We start from the raw sequence: 18,814 nt of genomic DNA on the forward strand, positions 1-18,814 counted from the left end.
CGACCGGCGCCAAACCGGTCGCCCCTATTCCTGAAATCAGCCTTTTTCGCCGACCGCCTTTTCCGCGGCCGCAATCACGGCTTGGCGCTTGGCGATGATGTCGCCGAGCGGCGGCCCCTGGAAGCGGCGCTTTTCGAAACCGAACCAGATAACGGCCGTCAGAATGAAGAAGCCTACGGTGATGTAGAGCGCCCAGTCGTTAGGCGGCTGGATGCCGATGATGAAGATCAGGATCATCGAAAGGATCGAGAGGATCGCAAACAGCGTGAAGATGGCGCGCCCCATGTTCCATGGACCCATCTTGTCCCATTTCGGAGTTCCCCACGCCAGGAGACCAAGCACGATCGGCACGGTGAAGGAAAGGAACAGGAAGATGACCGTGCAGGATACGACGATCGTATAGGCCGAGGTTCCTGCTACCGATACCAGCGACGAACCCCAGACGAACAGGACTGAAAGGACTGCCGATGTCCAGATCGCGGCGACCGGCGTACGGTATGTGGGGCTGACCTTGGCGAGGGCCGAGGAACCGGGCAATCCGCCGTCGCGCGAGAAGGCGAAGATCATGCGCGAGGCTGATGTCACCGTTGCGAGACCGCAGAGCAGCTGCGCAAGGAAGACGACGACATAGACGAATTCCTTGAGGCCAGTCCCGACTCGCTGATCGAATGCCCAGAAGAACACGTTCCAGCCCTGCTTGGCGGCTTCGTCCATGTTCGGGATCATCAGAACGAATGATGCAAGGAACAGGTAGCCGAAGATTGCTGACCACACGACCGACATGACCATGGCGCGCGGCACAGAATGAGCCGCCTTGATGGTTTCTTCCGACGTATGGGCTGAAGCGTCATAGCCGGTAATTGTATAAATCGGCAGCAACAGGCCAAGTGCGAACACCCACCAGTTCGAAACGGCCGGCCAGACATTGCCACCCGCCTCGCCGGAATAGTTCTGGAAGGTAAAGAGCCGGCCGAAATCCCAGGTCTCTGCCGCGAACAGGCAGACAACTGCAATCAGGATCGACCCGAAGAAGATCAGGTAACCGGAAAAGTCCGTGAGCTTGGCGGTCAGCTTGATCCCAAGGTGATTTATCAGTGCCTGAGCGCCGGTAATGATAATCAGAAAGATCGTCTGGGTCGTGATCGTGTTCTCAATGCCGAGCGTTGCACCAAACGCGCCGACAAAAAACGTCCACGTGCCGACATTGATGGCACCAAGCACGGTAATGAGGCCAAGCAGATTGAGCCAGGCAGTGACCCAGCCGGTGCCGCGATTACCGAGGATCGATCCCCAGTGATAAAGGCCGCCAGCAGTCGGATAGGCCGAACTGATCTGCGACATGGCGACCGCGAAGGTCAGCGAGACGAAACACCCCACCAGCCAGCCGATGCCGATGCCTGCCCCGCCAGCGCCAGAGGTTGCCTGCGCCAGCGAGTTGATGCCGCCGGAAAGGATGCAGATGATCGAGAAGGATACGGCGAAGTTCGAAAAGCGGCTGAGCCGCCGCTCCAGTTCCTGGGCATAACCCATGCTGTGGAGGACCTTTATGTCCTCCGATTTGTCTGTCTCAGTATAGTCTTGCTGTGTCATCACGTTCCCCTATTATTCTGGTAAGTTGCAACGTCAGATACTCGCGAGAGCGTTACTCCGTAGTTTTGTTTATGCAGTCCCCTTCTTGGCGAACCCATTGCTTTCGAACGCGATGGGTTCCACGTTCTCCCTTAGCAGCCTGGAAAGCATGACGCCCCACGCCTGTTCTTCTGATGGTGTGGTGATCAGATCGTTTCGAATCTCGATCATCACAGCCGGCAATCCAAAGGCAGAAGCGTGTCGCTCCAGTGTGTAATAGACACGGTCTGCTGGTGAATAAGGTTGGTTGATGCCGACATTGAACTCACTCAACGCCTGCAGCCCGGCAATCAATGGCGCGGCAACCCTGTCATCGGCATCATGGATGATGCCGATGTGCCAGGGGCGCTTAACTCCGCGATAGACCGGCGTGTAGGAGTGCACCGCCACGTAGATCGGATCAGGCATGCTTTTGCTTGCCCGCTCATCTGCCAGCTTCTCGATGGCCGCGTGATATGGCTTGTGCGAAAGCGCTACCCGCTGCGATTTAGCTGCTTCATCCAGATCCACATTGCCGGGAATCGTCGTCACTTCACTCAACGACGGCACGAGGTCCGGCGCGTTGAGCGGCCGGTTGCAATCGATGATGAGGCGCGACACGCAGGATTCGACCAGCGGCGCGTCGAGCTCCCGGCTCATCACCTGGCTAACGCCCAGTGCGCCGGGGTCCCAAGCGATATGTTTCTGCAAGTCGTCCGGATCGAGGCCAAGCGAGCCGAAGCCATCAGGGATGTAGTTGGAGGCATGGTCGCAAAGGATGACAAACTGTGAGCGCCCGTCGGGGTTCGATACCCGGACTGGATTCCAGTCATCCGCCACTGTCCGCGGCGTCCTTTGAGAAAGGCGTTGGCCCATCTTGCCCTCTTCGGCAACTGTATCTTACGTTACATTTTCTGTTTTTATTTCCACTCTCGTATGGTTTGATACATAACAGGCAAGATTGTCAAATCCGAAAACCGGATTTCGTGGGGAAACATCGATGACGACCAGCATTTCCGAGCTGATAGCCGAGAAAATCGACGCGATGCCCGCTTCGGAGCGCAAAGCTGCGCAGACACTGATCGCCAATTATCCATTGATAGGCTTGCGCACTGTGGCCGAGTTTTCGACTCAGGCCGGCGTCAGCTCGCCAACGATTCTCCGTTTTGTTTCCCGTCTTGGCTTCCAGAGCTACCCGGATTTCCAGGGAGCGCTGCAGGAGGAACTGGCCGCCCAGGTGCAATCGCCATGGAACCGCGCGAGCACGATCCAGACCGCGAAAGACGGCCCGGTATTCCCTCTCATGGAAGCTGCAATCGAGAATATTCGTGAGACCTTCCAGCATCTCTCGGCACAACAACTGGATGATGTGACCGATGCAATCAGCCGCAACCGCGCCCGCATCTATCTTCTGGGAGGCCGCTTCACCGATCCGATTGCCCGCTATATGGCCGCGCATCTCAAGATCACCCGACCGGGCGTGACCCATCTCACTGGCCAGGAAAGCCACTGGCGCGACCACCTCATTGACATGGGAAAGAAGGATGTCCTCGTCATCTTCGATATCCGCCGCTACCAGCAGAGCCTGATCCGCTTCGCCGAAAAGGCACAGGCACGCGGAGTGGAGATTGTCCTGATAACCGATCAATGGCTTTCGCCCATCGCCCGCTTTGCCCGTCATGTCATCGCCGGCCGCACGGCCGTACCCTCGCCCTGGGATTCGTCTGCGACGCTCTTCCTTGTGGCCGAGACCTTGATCGCAGAAGTCACGCGCAAACTGGAAAAGAGCAGTGCGGATCGTATTCGCGATATGGAAAAGCTGCGTGATAATTAGATTGTGAACACAACTAGCCATTGCCGCCGGTGCTCGTTGATATACAAATGCTCATCCCGGACCGAAGCCGTCCCTCGGACCTGAGCATCGAAATAAGCAAGGACCAAAATCATGCAGCAAGCTGACATCGGATTGATCGGCCTTGGCGTCATGGGCGCCAATCTGGCGCTCAATATCGCTGAGAACGGTTATCGCGTCGCGGTTTTCAACAGGACAGTGGCAAAGACTCACGAGTTCTACGAAGAGACTGGTAGCCTGAAAGACCAGATCATCCCTTGCGAAACATTGGAAGATCTCGCGAAGAATATCCGCGCACCGCGGCCGATCATCTTGATGGTCAAAGCCGGAGAAGCCGTCGACGAGCAGATAGCCGCGCTGAAGCCGTTCCTTGCAAAGGAAGACATCATCATCGATGCCGGCAATGCCAATTTCCACGATACGGTACGCCGTCTTGCCGAACTCGGACCAAACGATCCGACGTTCGTTGGCATGGGCGTTTCCGGCGGCGAAGAAGGCGCGCGGCATGGCCCGTCGATCATGGTCGGCGGCACACCTGAATCCTACGCCCGCATAGAGCCGGTGCTGACAGCAATTTCTGCGAAGTACCAGGGTGAATCCTGCTCCGCCCTGCTCGGTCCTGATGGTGCCGGGCATTTCGTCAAGACCATCCACAACGGCATCGAATATGCCGACATGCAGATGATTGCAGAGGTCTACGGTGTGCTGCGCGATGGCCTCGGCCTCGCTCCTGATGCCATCGGCAAAATTTTCGAGAAGTGGAATGCCGGCCCGCTGAATTCCTACCTCATCGAGATCACTGCGAAGGTCTTGGCTGCGACCGACAAGAAGACTGGCAAACCCGCAGTCGACGTCATCCTCGATAGCGCGGGCCAAAAGGGAACCGGGCGCTGGGCTGCCATCGAGGCGCAGATGCTCGGCATCCCGGCCACCGGCATTGAAGCAGCAGTGGCTGCGCGATCAATCTCGTCGCTGGTCAAGGAGCGGAGCGAAGCGTCAAAAGCCTATCGCGATCTCGGCACCGCAAAACTCGCGGATGGCGGTCAAGCGTTCATCGACGCGCTGGAAGACGGTTTGCTCGCCGGCAAGATCGCAGCCTACGCCCAAGGATTCGATGTCATGGCCGGCGCGTCGAAGGAACATGGCTGGAATATTCCGCTCGCCACCACCGCCCGTATCTGGCGCGCCGGCTGTATCATCCGCTCGCAATTCCTCGACCAGATCGCTGCCGCCTTTGAAGGCAGCGAAGGTAAAAATCTGCTGCTCGCGCCGGCCTTCGTCGAACGGATGAAAACCGGATCGCAATCGTTGCGCAAGATCGTCGCTGAGGCCGCTCTCGCAGGCCTGCCGACGCCGGCGCTGGCGGCTGCGCTAAGCTATTTTGATAGCTTCCGGCAGGCGCGCGGCACAGCTAACCTCATCCAGGCTCAGCGCGATTTCTTCGGTGCGCATGGCTTCAAACGGATCGGCGAGGAAGGCGATTTTCATGGTCCCTGGTCGGAAGCAAATTAATCATCAATCGGATTGTCTATGAGACAGCGACAGTGCATCAAGCGGGAGCCGGGTTTAACCACCCTGGCTCCCTCCACATCTGTGGGGCATGCAAACCCAACCAAATAGCCAAGCGGACGAAGACGCCGCACTGAAAGGTTAGACATGTCGACCAACGCGTACCAACATCGTTTATATTCTGCTGAACGGCCGGGAAGCCCGTTGCTTTTCGTATTCCATGGCACCGGCGGTGACGAAAACCAGTTCTTCGATTTTGGCAGACAATTGCTGCCGGAAGCTGGAATTGTTTCGCCCCGCGGCGATGTCTCCGAGCATGGCGCCGCACGCTTCTTTCGCCGGACACGCGAAGGCGTCTACGATATGGACGACCTTGCCGCACGCACCAGCGCCATGGCGAAGTTCATTCGCGCGCACAAAGACAAGGCGAAGCCATCGAAAACGGTGGCACTTGGCTATTCCAACGGAGCAAATATGATCGCCTCCGTGATGCTGTCCCGTCCCGAGCTTTTTGATGAAGCCGTCTTGATGCATCCGCTTGTTCCATGGACGCCTGAGCCGCAGCTCGGCCTTGCTGGCAAGCGCGCTCTGATCACAGCAGGAAGGTTGGACACGATCTGTCCGCCGGTTCTGACGCAGACCTTCGCAGATTATCTGATAGAGCAAGGGGTTGAGACCGATCTCGTCTGGCATTCCGGCGGCCACGAAATCCAGCAAAGCGAAGTCGCTGCCATCGAACGTTTCGTCCGCGCTACGGTGTTAAAATGAAAACCGGCCCGAAAGGGCCGGCTTTTGTCTATCGCGAGAACCGTAGCGAAACCGGCAATACCCTCATCGCATGCGATGAGCGGCGACCCCTTGGGGTCAGCAACCCATGGCACCCTTCAAGGTGGCCCGCCTTCAATTCCAGCGCCAGAAAGCGCCGGCGTTCAACCGGACCCGGCATGGCAAGGTCTGCTGTCTTCGCACCGCTGAAGCCGAAGCGTTCGTAATATTCCGGATCGCCCACCAGAATGACGGCACCATGGCCGAGCCGTGCAGCCTCTGCTGTTGCGTGCCGCATCAATGCCACGCCAATGCCCTTGCCCTTGAGTGAAGGTTCGACCGCAAGCGGTCCAAGCAGCAGCGCTCGCACGGGCTTGCCTGTCGCATCATGTCCAGCCTGGATATCCCAAAGCCGCACCGTGCCGAGCAGCGCACCATTGATCCCGCGTGCGACGAATGCCAGGCCCTCGGAGGGGAGCCGGCCGCGGCGCAGCTTTTCCGACGACTTTCGGCGGCGTCCCTCGCCCATGGCGCGGTCGAGCAAAGCTTCGCGGGCACGTTCGTCCAGCGCCGTCTCATTGCGTATGATAAAGGCCTGCGATCCGTCCGGATGCAGATTTTGTTCGATGAATTCTACTGCGCTCATTGTCTTGACCAATCAATCATAAGGGTGCGTCATCGCTGTCCGGCGAGCCGGACAACAGTCCACAACCGGGAAAGCCCGGTTAGATGACGTATGATCGGAGCGGTTCAAACCCGTTGAAAGCGACGGCAGAATACGTAGTGGTATAAGCACCTGTTCCCTCGATCAGCACCTCGTCGCCAATGGTCAGCGAGATCGGCAGCGGATAGGGGTTCTTTTCGTACATCACGTCGGCGCTGTCGCAGGTCGGGCCCGCAAGAACGCAAGGCTCGGCGAGGTCGCCATCGCGCGGCGTGGTGATCTGGTAGCGGATCGCCTCGTCCATCGTCTCGGCAAGACCGCCGAACTTGCCGATGTCGAGATAGACCCAGCGTACATTATCATTCGCGGCCTTCTTCGAGACGAGCACGACTTCAGCCTTGATGACACCGGCATTGCCGACCATGCCGCGGCCTGGCTCGATGATGGTTTCGGGCAGGCGATTGCCGAAATGCTTGCTCAATGCCTGGAAAATCGCCTGGCCATAGGCCTGGGCGGTTGGCACGTCCTTGAGGTAACGGGTCGGGAAACCGCCGCCCATATTGACCATCTTCAACGTGATGCCTTCCATGGCGAGCTTGTCGAAGACGTACTTCGCATCGCCGAGAGCACGGTCCCAAGCAGCAAGGTCCGTCTGCTGCGAACCCACGTGGAACGACACGCCATAGCTGTCGAGGCCAAGCTTCTGCGCGGCAAGAAGAACATCCACAGCCATCGCAGGCACGCAGCCAAACTTGCGCGACAGCGGCCATTCGGCACCGGCACCGTCGGTGAGGACACGGCAGAATACACGGGAACCGGGGGCAGCGCGGGCTACTTTCTCGACTTCCTCGACACAATCGACAGCGAACAGGCGAATGCCGAGCTCGAAAGCGCGCGCGATATCGCGCTCCTTCTTGATCGTATTGCCGAAAGAGATACGGTCAGCCGTCGCGCCGGCGTCAAGCGCCATTTCGGCTTCGGCGACAGAGGCCGTATCGAAATTGGAGCCGAGCGAAGCGAGCAGGCGCAGGATTTCCGGCGCAGGATTGGCCTTCACCGCATAGAAAATCTTCGATTCCGGCAAAGCCATCTCGAAATTATGATAATTCTCACGCACCACTTCCAGATCGAGCACCATGCAAGGGCCGTTCGGACGTCGGGTGTTGATGAAGTCGAGAATGCGCTGCGTAGCCATGTTAAGCTCCAATTCCATAGCGGCTGGTATGGCCGCTCAAGCGATCGCGATTTCACGGGACGCACCCTGAAAAATCGCAAGGACAAAGTGCATGAATCCGTCCCTCGTGAAGCCAGCCTTTGGAGATGCTGGTACACGCGAATGGTCATGCGGCGATGGATCAACGCTAAAGTCAGCGTCAGTCCGCTTTGTCTGCCTTGGCTTGGATGAACCCATCCGCACTACCGGCAATGAAGGTGTGCCTCTTCAGTAATTCCGGCTTATGGACAGCCGAAAGACACCAGAAAGGCCCGCACCGTCGTTGCTTCAGATGTCCTCAGCTTGGCAGTAGGCCGACAAACTGACTGGAGGGGTTAGTTCCAGGTACCATACCGTTTCCTCACCATAATGAAGATCGGCGGACACCCATGGGCACGTGCGACTTTGGGCAAGGGGCATATAAGAGGAAAGTTGTGTCCAATCAATGAAAATAATGCGGCAGGGCAAAATTTTTTATTCATTGAACAACGGGGGATAAATGCCCTAGAATCATTGAACGATGAGCACAATTCCCCCGCTAAATGCCCTTCTTGATTTACCCTTGGTTAACCTTTCGTCGGGCGATGGCCCGCTGAACGGCGAAACACTCGGCGTCAAAGACATATTTGACGTTGCCGGCATGCGTACCGGTTGCGGAAATCCGCAAAAATATGACGAATCACTGCCTCCAAGCCGGACCGCCCCTGCAGTTCAGAGCCTGTTCGATGCGGGTGCTCGCTTCATCGGCAAGACCCAGACCGACGAGCTTGCCTTCTCGATGATGGGCCAGAACACGCATTTTCCCTATCCGGTCAACCCAAAGGCTCCTGACCGCGTGACAGGTGGCTCGTCTTCAGGTTCCGTCTCGGCGGTAGCGGGCGGTCTTGCCACCATTGCCGTGGGTTCCGACACGGGCGGATCGATCCGTGCTCCCGCAAGCTTCTGCGGCCTCGTTGGTCTTCGCACGACCCACGGACGCATCTCCCTCGAAGGAACCATGCCGCTCGCGCATTCGCTGGATACGTTCGGCTGGTTCGCCAAGGACATTGCGCTCTATGAGAAGGTCGGCGCCGTTTTGCTTGGCCCGGACACTTCTGATTTCAAACTCAATCGACCGATCTTCTTTCCGCTGCTCGAACACCTCCTGCTTGGCGAAGCGGAAGATACGGCCTACCGGAACATGTATGCGATCGTCAGCGGCCATCTCGGCCATGCTCGCTCGGCGCGTCAGCCGACCGCATCCATGGACGATCTCTATTTGTGTTTGCGCCAGGTCCAGGCGTTTGAAGCGTGGAGCGAACATGGCGCATGGATTTCGGCGAAAGAGCGCAATCTCGGTCCTGCCGTCAAGGAACGTTTCGATTATGGCTCGACCATCGATCTCGAAACCTACCAGCGGCAAATGACGCGCCGCGATCTTTTTCGCAGGGAGTTGGCCGACCTTTTGAAGGATGACGGCATCATGGTCCTGCCGACAGTCCCGGGTGCGGCCCCGCTTGTCAGCACGTCTTTTGAAGACAGTCAGGCCTATCGCGAGCGCTGCGTGCGGCTATTCTGTCTTTCCGGCCTTTCCGGTTTTCCTCAGATCACCCTGCCGCTCGGCGAAGTACATGGCGCACCCTTCGGCATTTCGTTGATTGGGCCGAAAGGCAGTGACCGTGCGCTCCTCAAGCTTGGCAGAACGATTCTTCAATCGGCTGAAAGGGTCTGATGGACACGCTCACCCGCATGCGCGCTTTTATCGACGTCGTGGAAGCGGAAGGTTTTTCCGCCGCAGCGCGGAAGATCGGGCGGTCCAAGGCTCTCCTGTCCAAATATGTGCGCGAACTGGAAGATGAACTCGGAGCATTGCTCCTCAACCGCACCACGAGGCAGTTTTCGCTGACCGAAGCGGGCCACACCTACTATCAGCGCGCCAGTGAAATCCTGCGTGAGGTCGAGAGCCTGCAGGAAACGGTGCGCGAATCGAGCAGCGATATCAGAGGCCGCATCAAGATCTCGGCCTCGCGATCCTTTGCTGATGCGGACATCGGCCAATGCCTCATCGATTTCTGCGCCGAGCAGCCCGATATCATTCTCGATGTGCGGCTGGATGACCGCTTTGTCGACCTCGTCGAGGAAGGTTTCGACCTCGCCATACGCATCACCCGCATGCAGGACTCGTCCCTCATTGCCAAGCGCCTTGCCCCCTTTCGGGTCATCGCCTGCGGCACGCGTGAATTGATCGAGCGCGTTGGAAAACCTGAACGGCCGGAGCAGTTGTCCTCCCTGCCATGTATCGTGGATACCAACAATCGCTCCCGCAATACCTGGCAGTTCCAAAGAGAGAATGGGCCGTCGATTTCCGTCCAGTTATCCGGTCCAATGGAAATCAACAGCCCGCTCGCAACCCGGCGCGCGGCGCTCGCCGGGTTGGGCTTTGCCCTGCTGCCTGATTTCATTGCGCAGCCAGATATCGAAAGCGGCAAGCTGGTTTCCATCCTCGACGAATTCGTAATGCATGACGCCGGGATTTATGCGGTCTATCCGCATCGTCGTTACCTGCCGGCGAAAGTGCGGGTTCTTGTCGACTATCTGACCAAGTGGTTCAAGGACAACCGCCGCGTCTAAGCAATCATGCTGTAATAATATATCGTCCCAATTTCGCCAATTTCGCATAGTCCTCTGCGCTAACCACTAAGGGCAACTCCATGCACCAACGATTCGGGGTTTTCATCGGCGCACTGGCGGCGGGATTGACCTTCGCCACGCCGGCCTACGTGCACCCGCATGTCTTTGCCGAAGCTCGTCTGGATATCACCATCAAGCCGGACGGCACCGTCGAGAAGCTCGGTCATGTCTGGCGTTTCGACGATTTGTTCTCCAGCACTGTCCTCGTCGAATTCGACAAGAACGGCGATCTGAAACTGGATGACAAGGAACTCGCCGATCTTGCCAGCACTATCAACGAGTCGGTCTCCGAGTTCGATTATTTCCAGACCGTGCAGCTCAATGGCAAGACCATTGTCATGGCAGCGCCCGACCGTCTGATCGCCGATTTCCAGAACAACCAATTGCTGATCATCTTCGAAAGCAAGCCGAAACAGCCGCTTAAGCTCGGCAAGAAGACAAGTTTCGGCGTCTATGACCCGACATTCTACACCGCCATCGACTATGTGAATGACAGCGACATCCACGTTACCAGCGTCCCGGAAGGCTGCACCCAGAAGGTTGTGCGGCCCGATCCAGATCAGGCGATCGCCCAAAACCAGGCAACGCTGACCGATAGTTTTTTCAACGATCCCACCGGCACCAACATGTCGAAGATATTCGCCACGCGGCTTGAAATCGAATGCCCGGCGAAGAGCTAGAGCGGAGAACGTCCAAATGGAACCAGTTCTGTTTCGCGGATGGCGAGACAATCCACGCGGAAGGTGGCGAGGCCGATGTTTATCCATCGGACGACGCCGCATGACAAAGTGGTTGGCCGCCAGCCGGAAACCCGAAGGGCCGGGTGAATTTGCTCCAAATCCTTCGGGCTTCGGCTTCGTCCGATGGATAAACATCGGCCTCGCCAAACCCCTTGCCCTTGAATCAAATTCCCTCCGGCAGAACGATTCCATTTGGATGTTCTCCGCTCTAGGACGATAACATGCGGAAAAGAACCCTGTTCGGCGCACTTGCCCTCGCATTATTTTTCAGTGGCCATGCGCTGGCGCAGAAAACTTCGCTTGGCATCGGTATGAACGAGGTTGCCATGCAACCGACGGGTCCGTTCGCGGAAATCATCCTCTGGATCAACATGCAACAGCGCAGTTTCTACCTCGCCATGACGCATGCACTCAAAGGCATGCGCGAAGACCCATGGCAGGCGTCGATCCTCGTCGGCCTGTCGTTCCTTTATGGTATTCTGCATGCTGTCGGCCCCGGCCATGGCAAGGCGGTAATTTCGTCCTACATGCTGGCCAATGAAACGACGCTGAAGCGTGGCATCGTCCTCTCTTTCGCGTCGTCGATGCTGCAGGCTTTCACCGCGATCTTCGTCATCGGCCTCACCTTCCTCGTGCTACGCGGCACGACTGTCTCGATGGACGACGCCACGCATTATATGGAAATGGCGAGCTTCGTTCTGATCATCGCCTTTGGCCTGTCGCTGCTATGGCGCAAGGTGCCGGTGCTTTTCCGCCCGCGTGTCGCGCATCTGATGCCTGAAAAGATCGTGGCGGGTCACGATCACCATCACCATCATGACCACGACCACGACCACGACCACGACCATCACGATCACGGTCATTCGCACGGCGTCCACAGCCATGATCACCATGACCACGGCCATCATCACAATCACGCGGCGGGTGAGGTCTGCGAAACCTGCGGCCATTCGCATGCGCCGGATCCTGCGATGATCGCCGGTGATTTCAACTGGAAAACAGCTTGGTCGGCAATTATCGCCGTTGGCCTTCGCCCCTGCTCCGGCGCACTGATCGTCCTAACCTTCTCACTGCTGAATGGCCTCGTCCTCGGCGGCGTTCTCTCGGTCTTCGCCATGGCGCTCGGCACATTCATCACCGTCGCCATACTGGCAACGCTGGCTGTCACAGCAAAGAATGTTGCGCTACGCGTTTCCGGCGCTTCCGCGCTTTCAGGCCGCGTTCAAAACATCATCGAGATTGGCGGCGCACTGTTCATCGTGCTCTTTGGCGTCTTGCTGCTGACCGCCTCGCTGCAATATTAAGGCTGGTCATTCTCATGCTGTTTTCTGGCGCGCAGCCAGAAGACGAAAAAGAAACCCGCGACAAAGACCACGGCAAAAATCCCTGCCGCAAGTGTTGATCGTTCGCCGAGCGCCAGCATGAGCGTTGGCATCCAATAGGCGACGAAGCCAAAGCCAAGCATGATACAGGCGGCGGCGATGGCCGCATTACGGGTTTTCGGATCGGTCACGCTTGATTGGCCCTTGTTCAATGCACTCAGTGCGTTGTAGCCGCGTGGCGGTTTTATGCAAGTGCAGGGGTATTTTGAATGCAACACCATTGTGCGTGGTTCGACAGGCTCACCATGAGGGAGGTGGTGGGCTTCATCTTAATTACTAACGGTGTAGAGCCTGGCTCCCTGCAATCCACCAGTTCCCTCATGGTGAGCCTGTCGAACCACGCACAATGGTCGCGCCAGCCAATTAGGCGCTGACGACCCGAAACTCTTCTAGCCGCTTGATCTGTTTGCCATTGGCATCGAAATTATCCGGCGAAAGCCAGGCCTCGTAAGCAGCCTTCAGCGCGGGCCATTCACTATCGATGACCGAATACCACGCCGTGTCGCGGTTCTTGCCCTTCTGCACCATGTGCTGACGGAAAATGCCTTCGAACTTGAAACCGAACCGCTCCGCCGCGCGCTTCGACGGCTCGTTGGCATTGTTGCATTTCCACTCATAACGCCGGTATCCGAGCTCAAAGGCATATTTCATGAACAGGAACTGCGCTTCCGTCGCTGCAGGTTTACGCGAAATCAACGGTCCCCAATAGATATTGCCAATCTCGATCACGCCGAAAGCCGGGTCGATACGCATCAGCGTCTGACGTCCGGCCACCTTGCCGCTCGCCTTGTCGATGACAGCGAAAAACAGCGGATCCTTGCTCGCCTCGACCTTTTCCAGCCACGCCGCAAATGCTTCGCGGTCCTCCGCCGGATTTTCAAACAGGAACCTGAATCGGTCGTCCGCATCTGCAACCGACGATGCCTCGTAGAGCCCGTCGCCATGTTTCGCGGCATCGAGTGGCTCCAGCCGCACGTAGCGGCCCTCGAGCGGTTCGCGGGCCGGGAGTGGGCGTGGCGTCCAGTCTTTCAGATCGGTCATGGTGAAATCTGCTCGCTGAAATTGAGAGTATTTGACTTGTTATGCCACTCCGCACACAAAGCAGAAGTTGAAAATTGTATGTGAGACAAGAAAATGTTGCGGACCATTGCTGGTTTTGATCGTATCGGCGAGGAAAATGCCTTTGCCGTCCTCGCCCGGGCTACCGCTCTCGCCGCCGAGGGCAAGGACATCATCAATCTCGGCATTGGTCAGCCGGATTTCAAAACACCCGGCCACATCGTGGAGGCGGCGATCAAGGCGCTGAGGGACGGCCATCATGGTTATACGCCGGCGAACGGCCTGCTTGCCGCCCGCGAGGCGGTGGCGCGCCGCACACTCACGACGACAGGCGTCGAGGTCTCGCCGGAAAACGTCATGATCGTTCCCGGCGGCAAGGTCACGATGTTCGCCGCGATCCTCATCTTTGGCGAACCGGGCGCTGAAATCCTCTATCCGGATCCCGGCTTTCCGATCTACCGCTCGATGATCGAATTTACGGGTGCCAAGCCAATCCCTGTACCCATCCGGGAAGAAAATGGCTTTGCCTTCTCAGCGGAAGAGACCCTTGCGTTGATCACACCGAAGACACGGCTCCTGATCCTGAATTCCCCTGCCAATCCGACCGGCGGCGTCACGCCGAAATCCGAGATCGAAAAGCTGGTGAAAGGTCTCGAAGCCCATCCGCATGTGGCGATCATGTCCGACGAGATCTACGACGTCATGACCTACGATGGTGAGGAGCATTGCTCGCTCCTCAGCTTTCCGGAAATCCGCGACCGGTTGATCATTCTCAATGGCTGGTCAAAGACCTGGGCGATGACCGGCTGGCGCATGGGCTGGTCGATCTGGCCAAATCAGCTCTATGACAAGGTGCGCAAGCTCGCAGTCAATTGCTGGTCCTGCGTCAATGCGCCGAGCCAGTTCGCCGGTATCGCCGCCATCGACGGCCCGCAGGATGATGTGATCAAAATGTGCAAAGCTTTCGACAACCGCCGCAAGGTCGTCGTCGATGGCCTCAACAGCCTGCCCGGTATCAGCTGCGCCACGCCAAAGGGTGCGTTCTATGCCTTTCCCAACGTCAAGGAGACTGGCTGGGCGGCAAAGCAACTCGCTACGGCGTTACTGGACGAGACAGGCGTTGCGCTGATCGGCGGACCTGATTTCGGCATTCTTGGCGAAGGCTATATCCGGTTGTCTTACGCCAACTCGGAGGAAAACATCCTCCGCGCCATCGAACGTATGGATAAGTTCCTGACTAAGTAGTCGGTAGGAGACGCTATGGCAGGAATTCTTGAGCGCGGTCGCGGCAGGTTCCTGAAGCTTGAGCGACCGAGCCCCGGTTCCATACGTCTTGAGGCAACGGAGATTTGATCCCGCGCAATAAATTGCTGCTTGACCCGCGAGCGTCGAGGATTAGATAGGTCCTCATCGTTATTCCTATCTGCGCCGAACGCCGATCCTTGAGTCGCGCCGTTTGGTCTGAAAGCCATCCATGACAGAGCAAACTACCCGTCGCGCGCCCGTTGTAGTCGCGATCATGGCAAGCATGGCGATGATCGCCATCGAAGCGACGATCGTTTCAACGGCGATGCCGCAAATCGCCGCCCAGTTGGGGCAAATCAATCTTTATTCCTGGGTTTTTTCCTCGTTCTTGCTGACCCTGACCGCGACAACCGTGGTATTCGGAAAGCTGGCTGATATTTATGGTCGCAAGCCTGTGATACTCGTCGGCATTGCACTGTTTTTGTTCGCCTCGGTACTTGCCGGCTTCGCGTGGTCGATGCCGTCGATGATCGCTTTCAGGCTGCTGCAGGGTATCGGTGCTGGGGCAATTCAACCCGTCGCCATGACAGTGGTTGCCGATCTTTTTCCCGGGAACCAACGTGGCAAGGTGCAGGGCTATTTGGCAAGCGTATGGGCTTTGTCGGCCGTCGTTGGACCGCTGCTTGGCAGCATCATCATCCACAACCTTCCCTGGGCGTGGATATTCTGGATCAACGTTCCGGTCGGGCTTTTCGCAGCACTGGGGTTCATCCTTTACCTCCACGAGGAAAAGCGGGCTCGGGTCGTCTCCATCGATGTACTTGGCGCCGCACTTTTTGCCATTTCTATTTCCTCGCTGATGATTGCCTTGACCGAGATGGAAAGCGCAGTATCCGGCGAGGCTATCGCCGCGCTGTTGGTCTTCTTTGTCACGCTTGTAGCCTTCATCTGGCAGGAACGGCGTGCCGAAGCACCTATGGTTGCCCCCGACCTGTGGCTGAAACGGCCGATTGCATTCGCAAACCTGGCGGTCTTTTTCGCCAGCATGTCGATAATGGGCCTGACGACCTTCCTGCCAATGTACGTACAAACGGTGCTTAACCGCTCGCCGCTCGTCGCGGGGTTCGCGTTGACGATGCTGTTGTTGGGCTGGCCGCTGGGCGCGACGATCGCCTCACGACAGTTCGCACGCCTCGGTCTGCGACCCCTCATGGTCGCCGGCAGCCTATGCATTCCGGCCGGGACATGTCTTTTCGTCCTGCTGAACCCCTCAAGTTCAGCCGTATTGGCCGGGGCCGGTTCCCTTGTCATGGGTTTCGGCATGGGCCTGCTCAATATCGGCGCATTGATCCTGACACAGGAAAGTGTAAGCGCGCATGAGCGCGGCAGTGCTACCGCCTCGAATGTCTTTTCGCGCAACTTGGGCAGCACGCTCGGCGCAGCATTGCTTGGTGCAGTACTCTCTTACGGCCTGGCCCATACCACCAGCGGCCATTCGATAACGCCAGAGCAGCTGCGGGGCCTTTTGAATGGCACGAGTGCCGTCGCCAGTGACGCGGAAGAGATCCGTCTTGCCCTCCAGCACGCGCTGCACGCGACCTTCATCGCGATGCTTCTCATCGCCATGTTGATCGTGCCAGCCTGCCTGCTTGTGCCACGCCCCCAAGTGCATCGGGAGACCCAGGAAGCGTGAACTGCCGCCGGCGCGGCTTGGGGCTCCGGTTCCCCACACTATGCCGTGGGGACTGTTTTCGCGAGTGACATCACCCTGCGCAAGGCAAGCTGGTAACCTTCCGTCCCACATCCCACGATCACTCCATCCGCACGCACGGAAATATACGAATGGTGCCGGAAACTTTCGCGCTTGTGGATGTTTGAAATATGAACTTCGATGACGGTTCCCTCGAAGGTGTTCAAGGCGTCCAGAATTGCGATCGAAGTATGCGTGAATGCTCCAGCATTGATTATAATACCGGCTGCCTTGCCACGCGCTTCATGAATCCAATCAATAATTTCATATTCACGGTTGCTCTGGAGAAAACGGATTGACCCACCCAATTCGGTGGCGAGTTCCACGCATTGTGTTTCAACATCTGAAAGCGTTTCGAACCCATAAATCTCCGGTTGACGCTTTCCGAGCAAATTCAAGTTAGGTCCATTGATGATGTAGATGGTTTTCACGGAGATCTCCTTGGGCCAACAAATCGGGGCTATGCGTGAGGCATTCCTGCCGGACGCAAATACTTTCGAAGTGCTGCAATCCGGAAAATGGCATTTGCGGCTCCATAGCCTCGATAGCCCGTTCGCTGCACGATCTCAAAGAAGAACCCTTCCCCATAGGTCGGGCTGTAAAGCTGGAAATACTCGCCGTTTTCGTCGCGGTCGTAGAGAATATTGTGACCTTTGAGCCGGTCGGTCATGTCCGGGTCGAGACCGAAACGCGCCTCCAGATCGTCATAGTAATTGGGCGAGATACTAAGTGGTACGAAGCCATTTGCCTTGAGAGCTTCTGCAGTCGCAAAGATATCGTCAGTGGTAAAAGCCAGATGCTGAATACCGGACCCTAACGTCTCCGTTATGAAATGTCCGGCCAGAGTATTTTTGTTCTCTGCTCCGTTGAGAGTGATCCGAAGAGATCCCGCATCATTCTCCACGACCTGGCTGCGCACGATGCCGGCGGGGTCGATAATGTCGACCATAGGCGTCTTGTGGGCTTGCAATATTGACGTATAGAAGAGGAGCCATGTAGGCAGTTCTTCATACCTCATTGTCTGCGCTATATGATCGAAAGTTCGTAGGCCTGCTGACTGGGTGGGATCACCCTCAACCTGGTTGAATTCGATTTCCCAGATACGGTCGAGCGGTGACTTGTGATCAAGGAAATAGACAATGCCACCGCCGACTCCGCGAACGGCCGGCATCTCGATCTCGCCGGTATCAAGCGGCTGTTCGAACGGTTCGGCGCCCAGCGCTATGGCACGCTCTACAACGGCACGTGCATCGTCGACCATCAGTCCCATGGCGTAGGCCGACGTGCCGTGAACCGCATAGGAAGAGCTGGCAAAGCCCTTCTTCTCGGTGTTGATGACAAGGTTGATATCCCCCTGCCGAAAAACCGACACCTGTTTGGTTTTGTGTTTTGCAACTTCCTTGAAGCCGAGACATGCAATCAATGCCTGAAGCTGCGGTGCTTCTGCGCTGTCGATCGTGAATTCCACAAAGGCCACGCGTTCCACCACGCCACGTGGTGGCATCATAGGGACGGCTGACTTCTTTTCTGGCTCAGCACGTTTCACCTGGTCTTCCAGGTAGACAAGGGACCGGCGGCCATCGACAGCAATTGCTCTTGGGGAACCGCCGCGAAATTGATCGTTGAAAATTTCAAGCGACAGATACCCGTCATATCCAGTGGCGGCGACTGCTTTCATAAATTCGAGCACGGGTAGATCACCCTCACCCGGCATGTTTCGGAAATGTCGGCTCCAATAAAGCAAATCCATGTCTATCAGCGGCGCATCGGCCAGTTGAACGATGAAAATCTTCTCCTTGGGGATTGAGCGGATCGAATTGACATCAATTTTGCGGGAAAGCGTATGGAAGCTGTCGAGGATAAGGCCGATGTTCGGGTGATCGGTCCGGCGCACGATTTCCCAGGCATCACGGTGATCGTTGATGTGGCGGCCCCAGGCAAGCGCTTCATAGCCAACGCGCAGCCCGCGTTTTGCTGCTCTCTCGCCCAGCTCATGAAAATCGGCGGCAGCACGATCCAGTCCGCCAATTGCAACAGATGAAACATTCGAACAAACAAGCACGAGATCGGTGCCCATTTCCTGCATGATATCGAATTTGCGCTCGGCACGATCGAATGTGCGCGACCGAAGAGGTTCAGGCATGCCTTCGAAATCGCGAAACGGCTGAAAGAGGGTGATTTCCAACCCATGTTCCCGGATCATTTGGCCAACCTGGGCCGGACTTTCATCGAATGCCAGGAAATCGTTTTCGAAAATTTCCACCCCGTCGAACCCGGCGGCCGCGATCGCCTCAAGCTTTTGTTTCAAGTCTCCGCTGAGTGACACTGTTGCAATGGATGTCTTCATCACGAACCTC

Annotated in this window: 17 protein-coding genes; 9 read left to right on the plus strand and 8 right to left on the minus strand. The window is 57.2% G+C overall.

From position 1 onward, the window contains the following. Window positions 1–36 precede the first annotated feature (36 nt). Both FHS21_RS08540 and FHS21_RS08545 read right to left on the minus strand, forming a co-directional pair. Window positions 37–1,590: an amino acid permease gene (locus FHS21_RS08540; protein ID WP_112531647.1), complete on the minus strand. Its 1,554-nt coding sequence runs from the start codon at window positions 1,588–1,590 to the stop codon at window positions 37–39. A gap of 69 nt (window positions 1,591–1,659) precedes the next feature. Beyond that, window positions 1,660–2,484 carry an N-formylglutamate amidohydrolase gene (locus tag FHS21_RS08545; protein WP_112531648.1) on the minus strand — a complete coding sequence of 275 codons (825 nt, stop codon included), beginning with the start codon at window positions 2,482–2,484 and terminating at the stop codon, window positions 1,660–1,662. Window positions 2,485–2,608: 124 nt separating this feature from the next. On the opposite strand from FHS21_RS08545, the gene FHS21_RS08550 reads away from it, so the two are divergent. From FHS21_RS08550 to FHS21_RS08560, 3 genes are all read left to right on the plus strand, one after another. After that, complete coding sequence (locus FHS21_RS08550) at window positions 2,609–3,442, plus strand: MurR/RpiR family transcriptional regulator (protein ID WP_106714460.1); 834 nt, start codon at window positions 2,609–2,611, stop codon at window positions 3,440–3,442. Window positions 3,443–3,553: 111 nt separating this feature from the next. Then, window positions 3,554–4,972, plus strand: a complete 1,419-nt coding sequence (gnd, locus tag FHS21_RS08555; RefSeq protein WP_112531649.1) for an NADP-dependent phosphogluconate dehydrogenase — start codon at window positions 3,554–3,556, stop codon at window positions 4,970–4,972. A 144-nt stretch (window positions 4,973–5,116) separates the two neighbouring features. After that, a complete protein-coding gene (locus tag FHS21_RS08560) occupies window positions 5,117–5,737 on the plus strand; it encodes an alpha/beta hydrolase (RefSeq protein WP_183661637.1) in 621 nt (206 codons plus the stop codon). Window positions 5,738–5,765: 28 nt separating this feature from the next. Here the strand turns inward: FHS21_RS08560 and FHS21_RS08565 are convergent, their stop codons facing one another. Beyond that, window positions 5,766–6,380: a GNAT family N-acetyltransferase gene (locus FHS21_RS08565; protein ID WP_112531651.1), complete on the minus strand. Its 615-nt coding sequence runs from the start codon at window positions 6,378–6,380 to the stop codon at window positions 5,766–5,768. Window positions 6,381–6,459: 79 nt separating this feature from the next. Beyond that, entirely contained in the window at window positions 6,460–7,593 is a 1,134-nt protein-coding gene (gene odc2 / locus FHS21_RS08570) for an ornithine/lysine decarboxylase (protein ID WP_112531708.1), read from the minus strand. 538 nt (window positions 7,594–8,131) lie between these two features. Between odc2 and FHS21_RS08575 the strand changes: the two genes are divergently transcribed. The 4 genes from FHS21_RS08575 (at window position 8,132) to FHS21_RS08590 (ending at window position 12,325) form a co-directional block, all read left to right on the plus strand. Further along, window positions 8,132–9,322 carry an amidase gene (locus tag FHS21_RS08575; RefSeq protein WP_183661639.1) on the plus strand — a complete coding sequence of 397 codons (1,191 nt, stop codon included), beginning with the start codon at window positions 8,132–8,134 and terminating at the stop codon, window positions 9,320–9,322. Continuing rightward, entirely contained in the window at window positions 9,322–10,221 is a 900-nt protein-coding gene (locus FHS21_RS08580) for a LysR family transcriptional regulator (RefSeq protein WP_112531653.1), read from the plus strand. Before FHS21_RS08575 ends, FHS21_RS08580 begins: the two co-directional genes overlap by 1 nt. Window positions 10,222–10,301: 80 nt before the next feature. After that, entirely contained in the window at window positions 10,302–10,961 is a 660-nt protein-coding gene (locus FHS21_RS08585) for a DUF1007 family protein (RefSeq protein WP_112531654.1), read from the plus strand. Between the two features lie 281 nt (window positions 10,962–11,242). Then, a complete protein-coding gene (locus FHS21_RS08590; RefSeq protein WP_183661641.1) occupies window positions 11,243–12,325 on the plus strand; it encodes a nickel/cobalt transporter in 1,083 nt (360 codons plus the stop codon). Here the strand turns inward: FHS21_RS08590 and FHS21_RS08595 are convergent. Both FHS21_RS08595 and FHS21_RS08600 read right to left on the minus strand, forming a co-directional pair. After that, window positions 12,322–12,534 (minus strand): hypothetical protein, encoded by a 213-nt coding sequence (locus FHS21_RS08595; RefSeq protein WP_112531709.1) that lies wholly within the window; start codon window positions 12,532–12,534, stop codon window positions 12,322–12,324. The genes FHS21_RS08590 and FHS21_RS08595 overlap by 4 nt on opposite strands. A 232-nt stretch (window positions 12,535–12,766) precedes the next feature. Next, window positions 12,767–13,444: a GNAT family N-acetyltransferase gene (locus FHS21_RS08600; RefSeq protein ID WP_112531657.1), complete on the minus strand. Its 678-nt coding sequence runs from the start codon at window positions 13,442–13,444 to the stop codon at window positions 12,767–12,769. 93 nt (window positions 13,445–13,537) lie between these two features. On the opposite strand from FHS21_RS08600, the gene FHS21_RS08605 reads away from it, so the two are divergent. Both FHS21_RS08605 and FHS21_RS08610 read left to right on the plus strand, forming a co-directional pair. Beyond that, a complete protein-coding gene (locus FHS21_RS08605; protein WP_183661643.1) occupies window positions 13,538–14,707 on the plus strand; it encodes a pyridoxal phosphate-dependent aminotransferase in 1,170 nt (389 codons plus the stop codon). Between the two features lie 229 nt (window positions 14,708–14,936). Next, the gene (locus FHS21_RS08610; protein WP_183661645.1) at window positions 14,937–16,400 is read left to right on the plus strand and encodes an MDR family MFS transporter; all 1,464 of its coding nucleotides are present in this window, start codon (window positions 14,937–14,939) and stop codon (window positions 16,398–16,400) included. 38 nt (window positions 16,401–16,438) lie between these two features. Here FHS21_RS08610 and aroQ read toward each other — a convergent pair whose 3' ends face one another. Both aroQ and FHS21_RS08620 read right to left on the minus strand, forming a co-directional pair. Continuing rightward, window positions 16,439–16,888 (minus strand): type II 3-dehydroquinate dehydratase, encoded by a 450-nt coding sequence (aroQ, locus tag FHS21_RS08615; RefSeq protein WP_112531660.1) that lies wholly within the window; start codon window positions 16,886–16,888, stop codon window positions 16,439–16,441. A gap of 29 nt (window positions 16,889–16,917) precedes the next feature. Next, on the minus strand, window positions 16,918–18,804 hold the full coding sequence (locus tag FHS21_RS08620; protein ID WP_183661647.1) for a bifunctional sugar phosphate isomerase/epimerase/4-hydroxyphenylpyruvate dioxygenase family protein: 1,887 nt from the start codon (window positions 18,802–18,804) through the stop codon (window positions 16,918–16,920). Between the last annotated feature and the right edge of the window lie 10 nt (window positions 18,805–18,814).

It is taken from the genome of Phyllobacterium trifolii (assembly GCF_014192095.1).
Lineage (GTDB): Bacteria > Pseudomonadota > Alphaproteobacteria > Rhizobiales > Rhizobiaceae > Phyllobacterium > Phyllobacterium trifolii.

Coding starts and splice junctions, on each gene's coding strand:
- FHS21_RS08565 (WP_112531651.1), bottom strand. CDS start 6,380: ATGAGCGCAGTAGAATTCATCGAACAAAATCTGCATCCGGACGGATCG.
- FHS21_RS08585 (WP_112531654.1), top strand. CDS start 10,302: ATGCACCAACGATTCGGGGTTTTCATCGGCGCACTGGCGGCGGGATTG.
- FHS21_RS08545 (WP_112531648.1), bottom strand. CDS start 2,484: ATGGGCCAACGCCTTTCTCAAAGGACGCCGCGGACAGTGGCGGATGAC.
- FHS21_RS08575 (WP_183661639.1), top strand. CDS start 8,132: ATGAGCACAATTCCCCCGCTAAATGCCCTTCTTGATTTACCCTTGGTT.
- FHS21_RS08560 (WP_183661637.1), top strand. CDS start 5,117: ATGTCGACCAACGCGTACCAACATCGTTTATATTCTGCTGAACGGCCG.
- FHS21_RS08550 (WP_106714460.1), top strand. CDS start 2,609: ATGACGACCAGCATTTCCGAGCTGATAGCCGAGAAAATCGACGCGATG.
- FHS21_RS08540 (WP_112531647.1), bottom strand. CDS start 1,590: ATGACACAGCAAGACTATACTGAGACAGACAAATCGGAGGACATAAAG.
- FHS21_RS08610 (WP_183661645.1), top strand. CDS start 14,937: ATGACAGAGCAAACTACCCGTCGCGCGCCCGTTGTAGTCGCGATCATG.
- FHS21_RS08605 (WP_183661643.1), top strand. CDS start 13,538: ATGTTGCGGACCATTGCTGGTTTTGATCGTATCGGCGAGGAAAATGCC.
- gnd (WP_112531649.1), top strand. CDS start 3,554: ATGCAGCAAGCTGACATCGGATTGATCGGCCTTGGCGTCATGGGCGCC.
- FHS21_RS08580 (WP_112531653.1), top strand. CDS start 9,322: ATGGACACGCTCACCCGCATGCGCGCTTTTATCGACGTCGTGGAAGCG.
- FHS21_RS08590 (WP_183661641.1), top strand. CDS start 11,243: ATGCGGAAAAGAACCCTGTTCGGCGCACTTGCCCTCGCATTATTTTTC.
- FHS21_RS08600 (WP_112531657.1), bottom strand. CDS start 13,444: ATGACCGATCTGAAAGACTGGACGCCACGCCCACTCCCGGCCCGCGAA.
- odc2 (WP_112531708.1), bottom strand. CDS start 7,593: ATGGCTACGCAGCGCATTCTCGACTTCATCAACACCCGACGTCCGAAC.
- FHS21_RS08620 (WP_183661647.1), bottom strand. CDS start 18,804: ATGAAGACATCCATTGCAACAGTGTCACTCAGCGGAGACTTGAAACAA.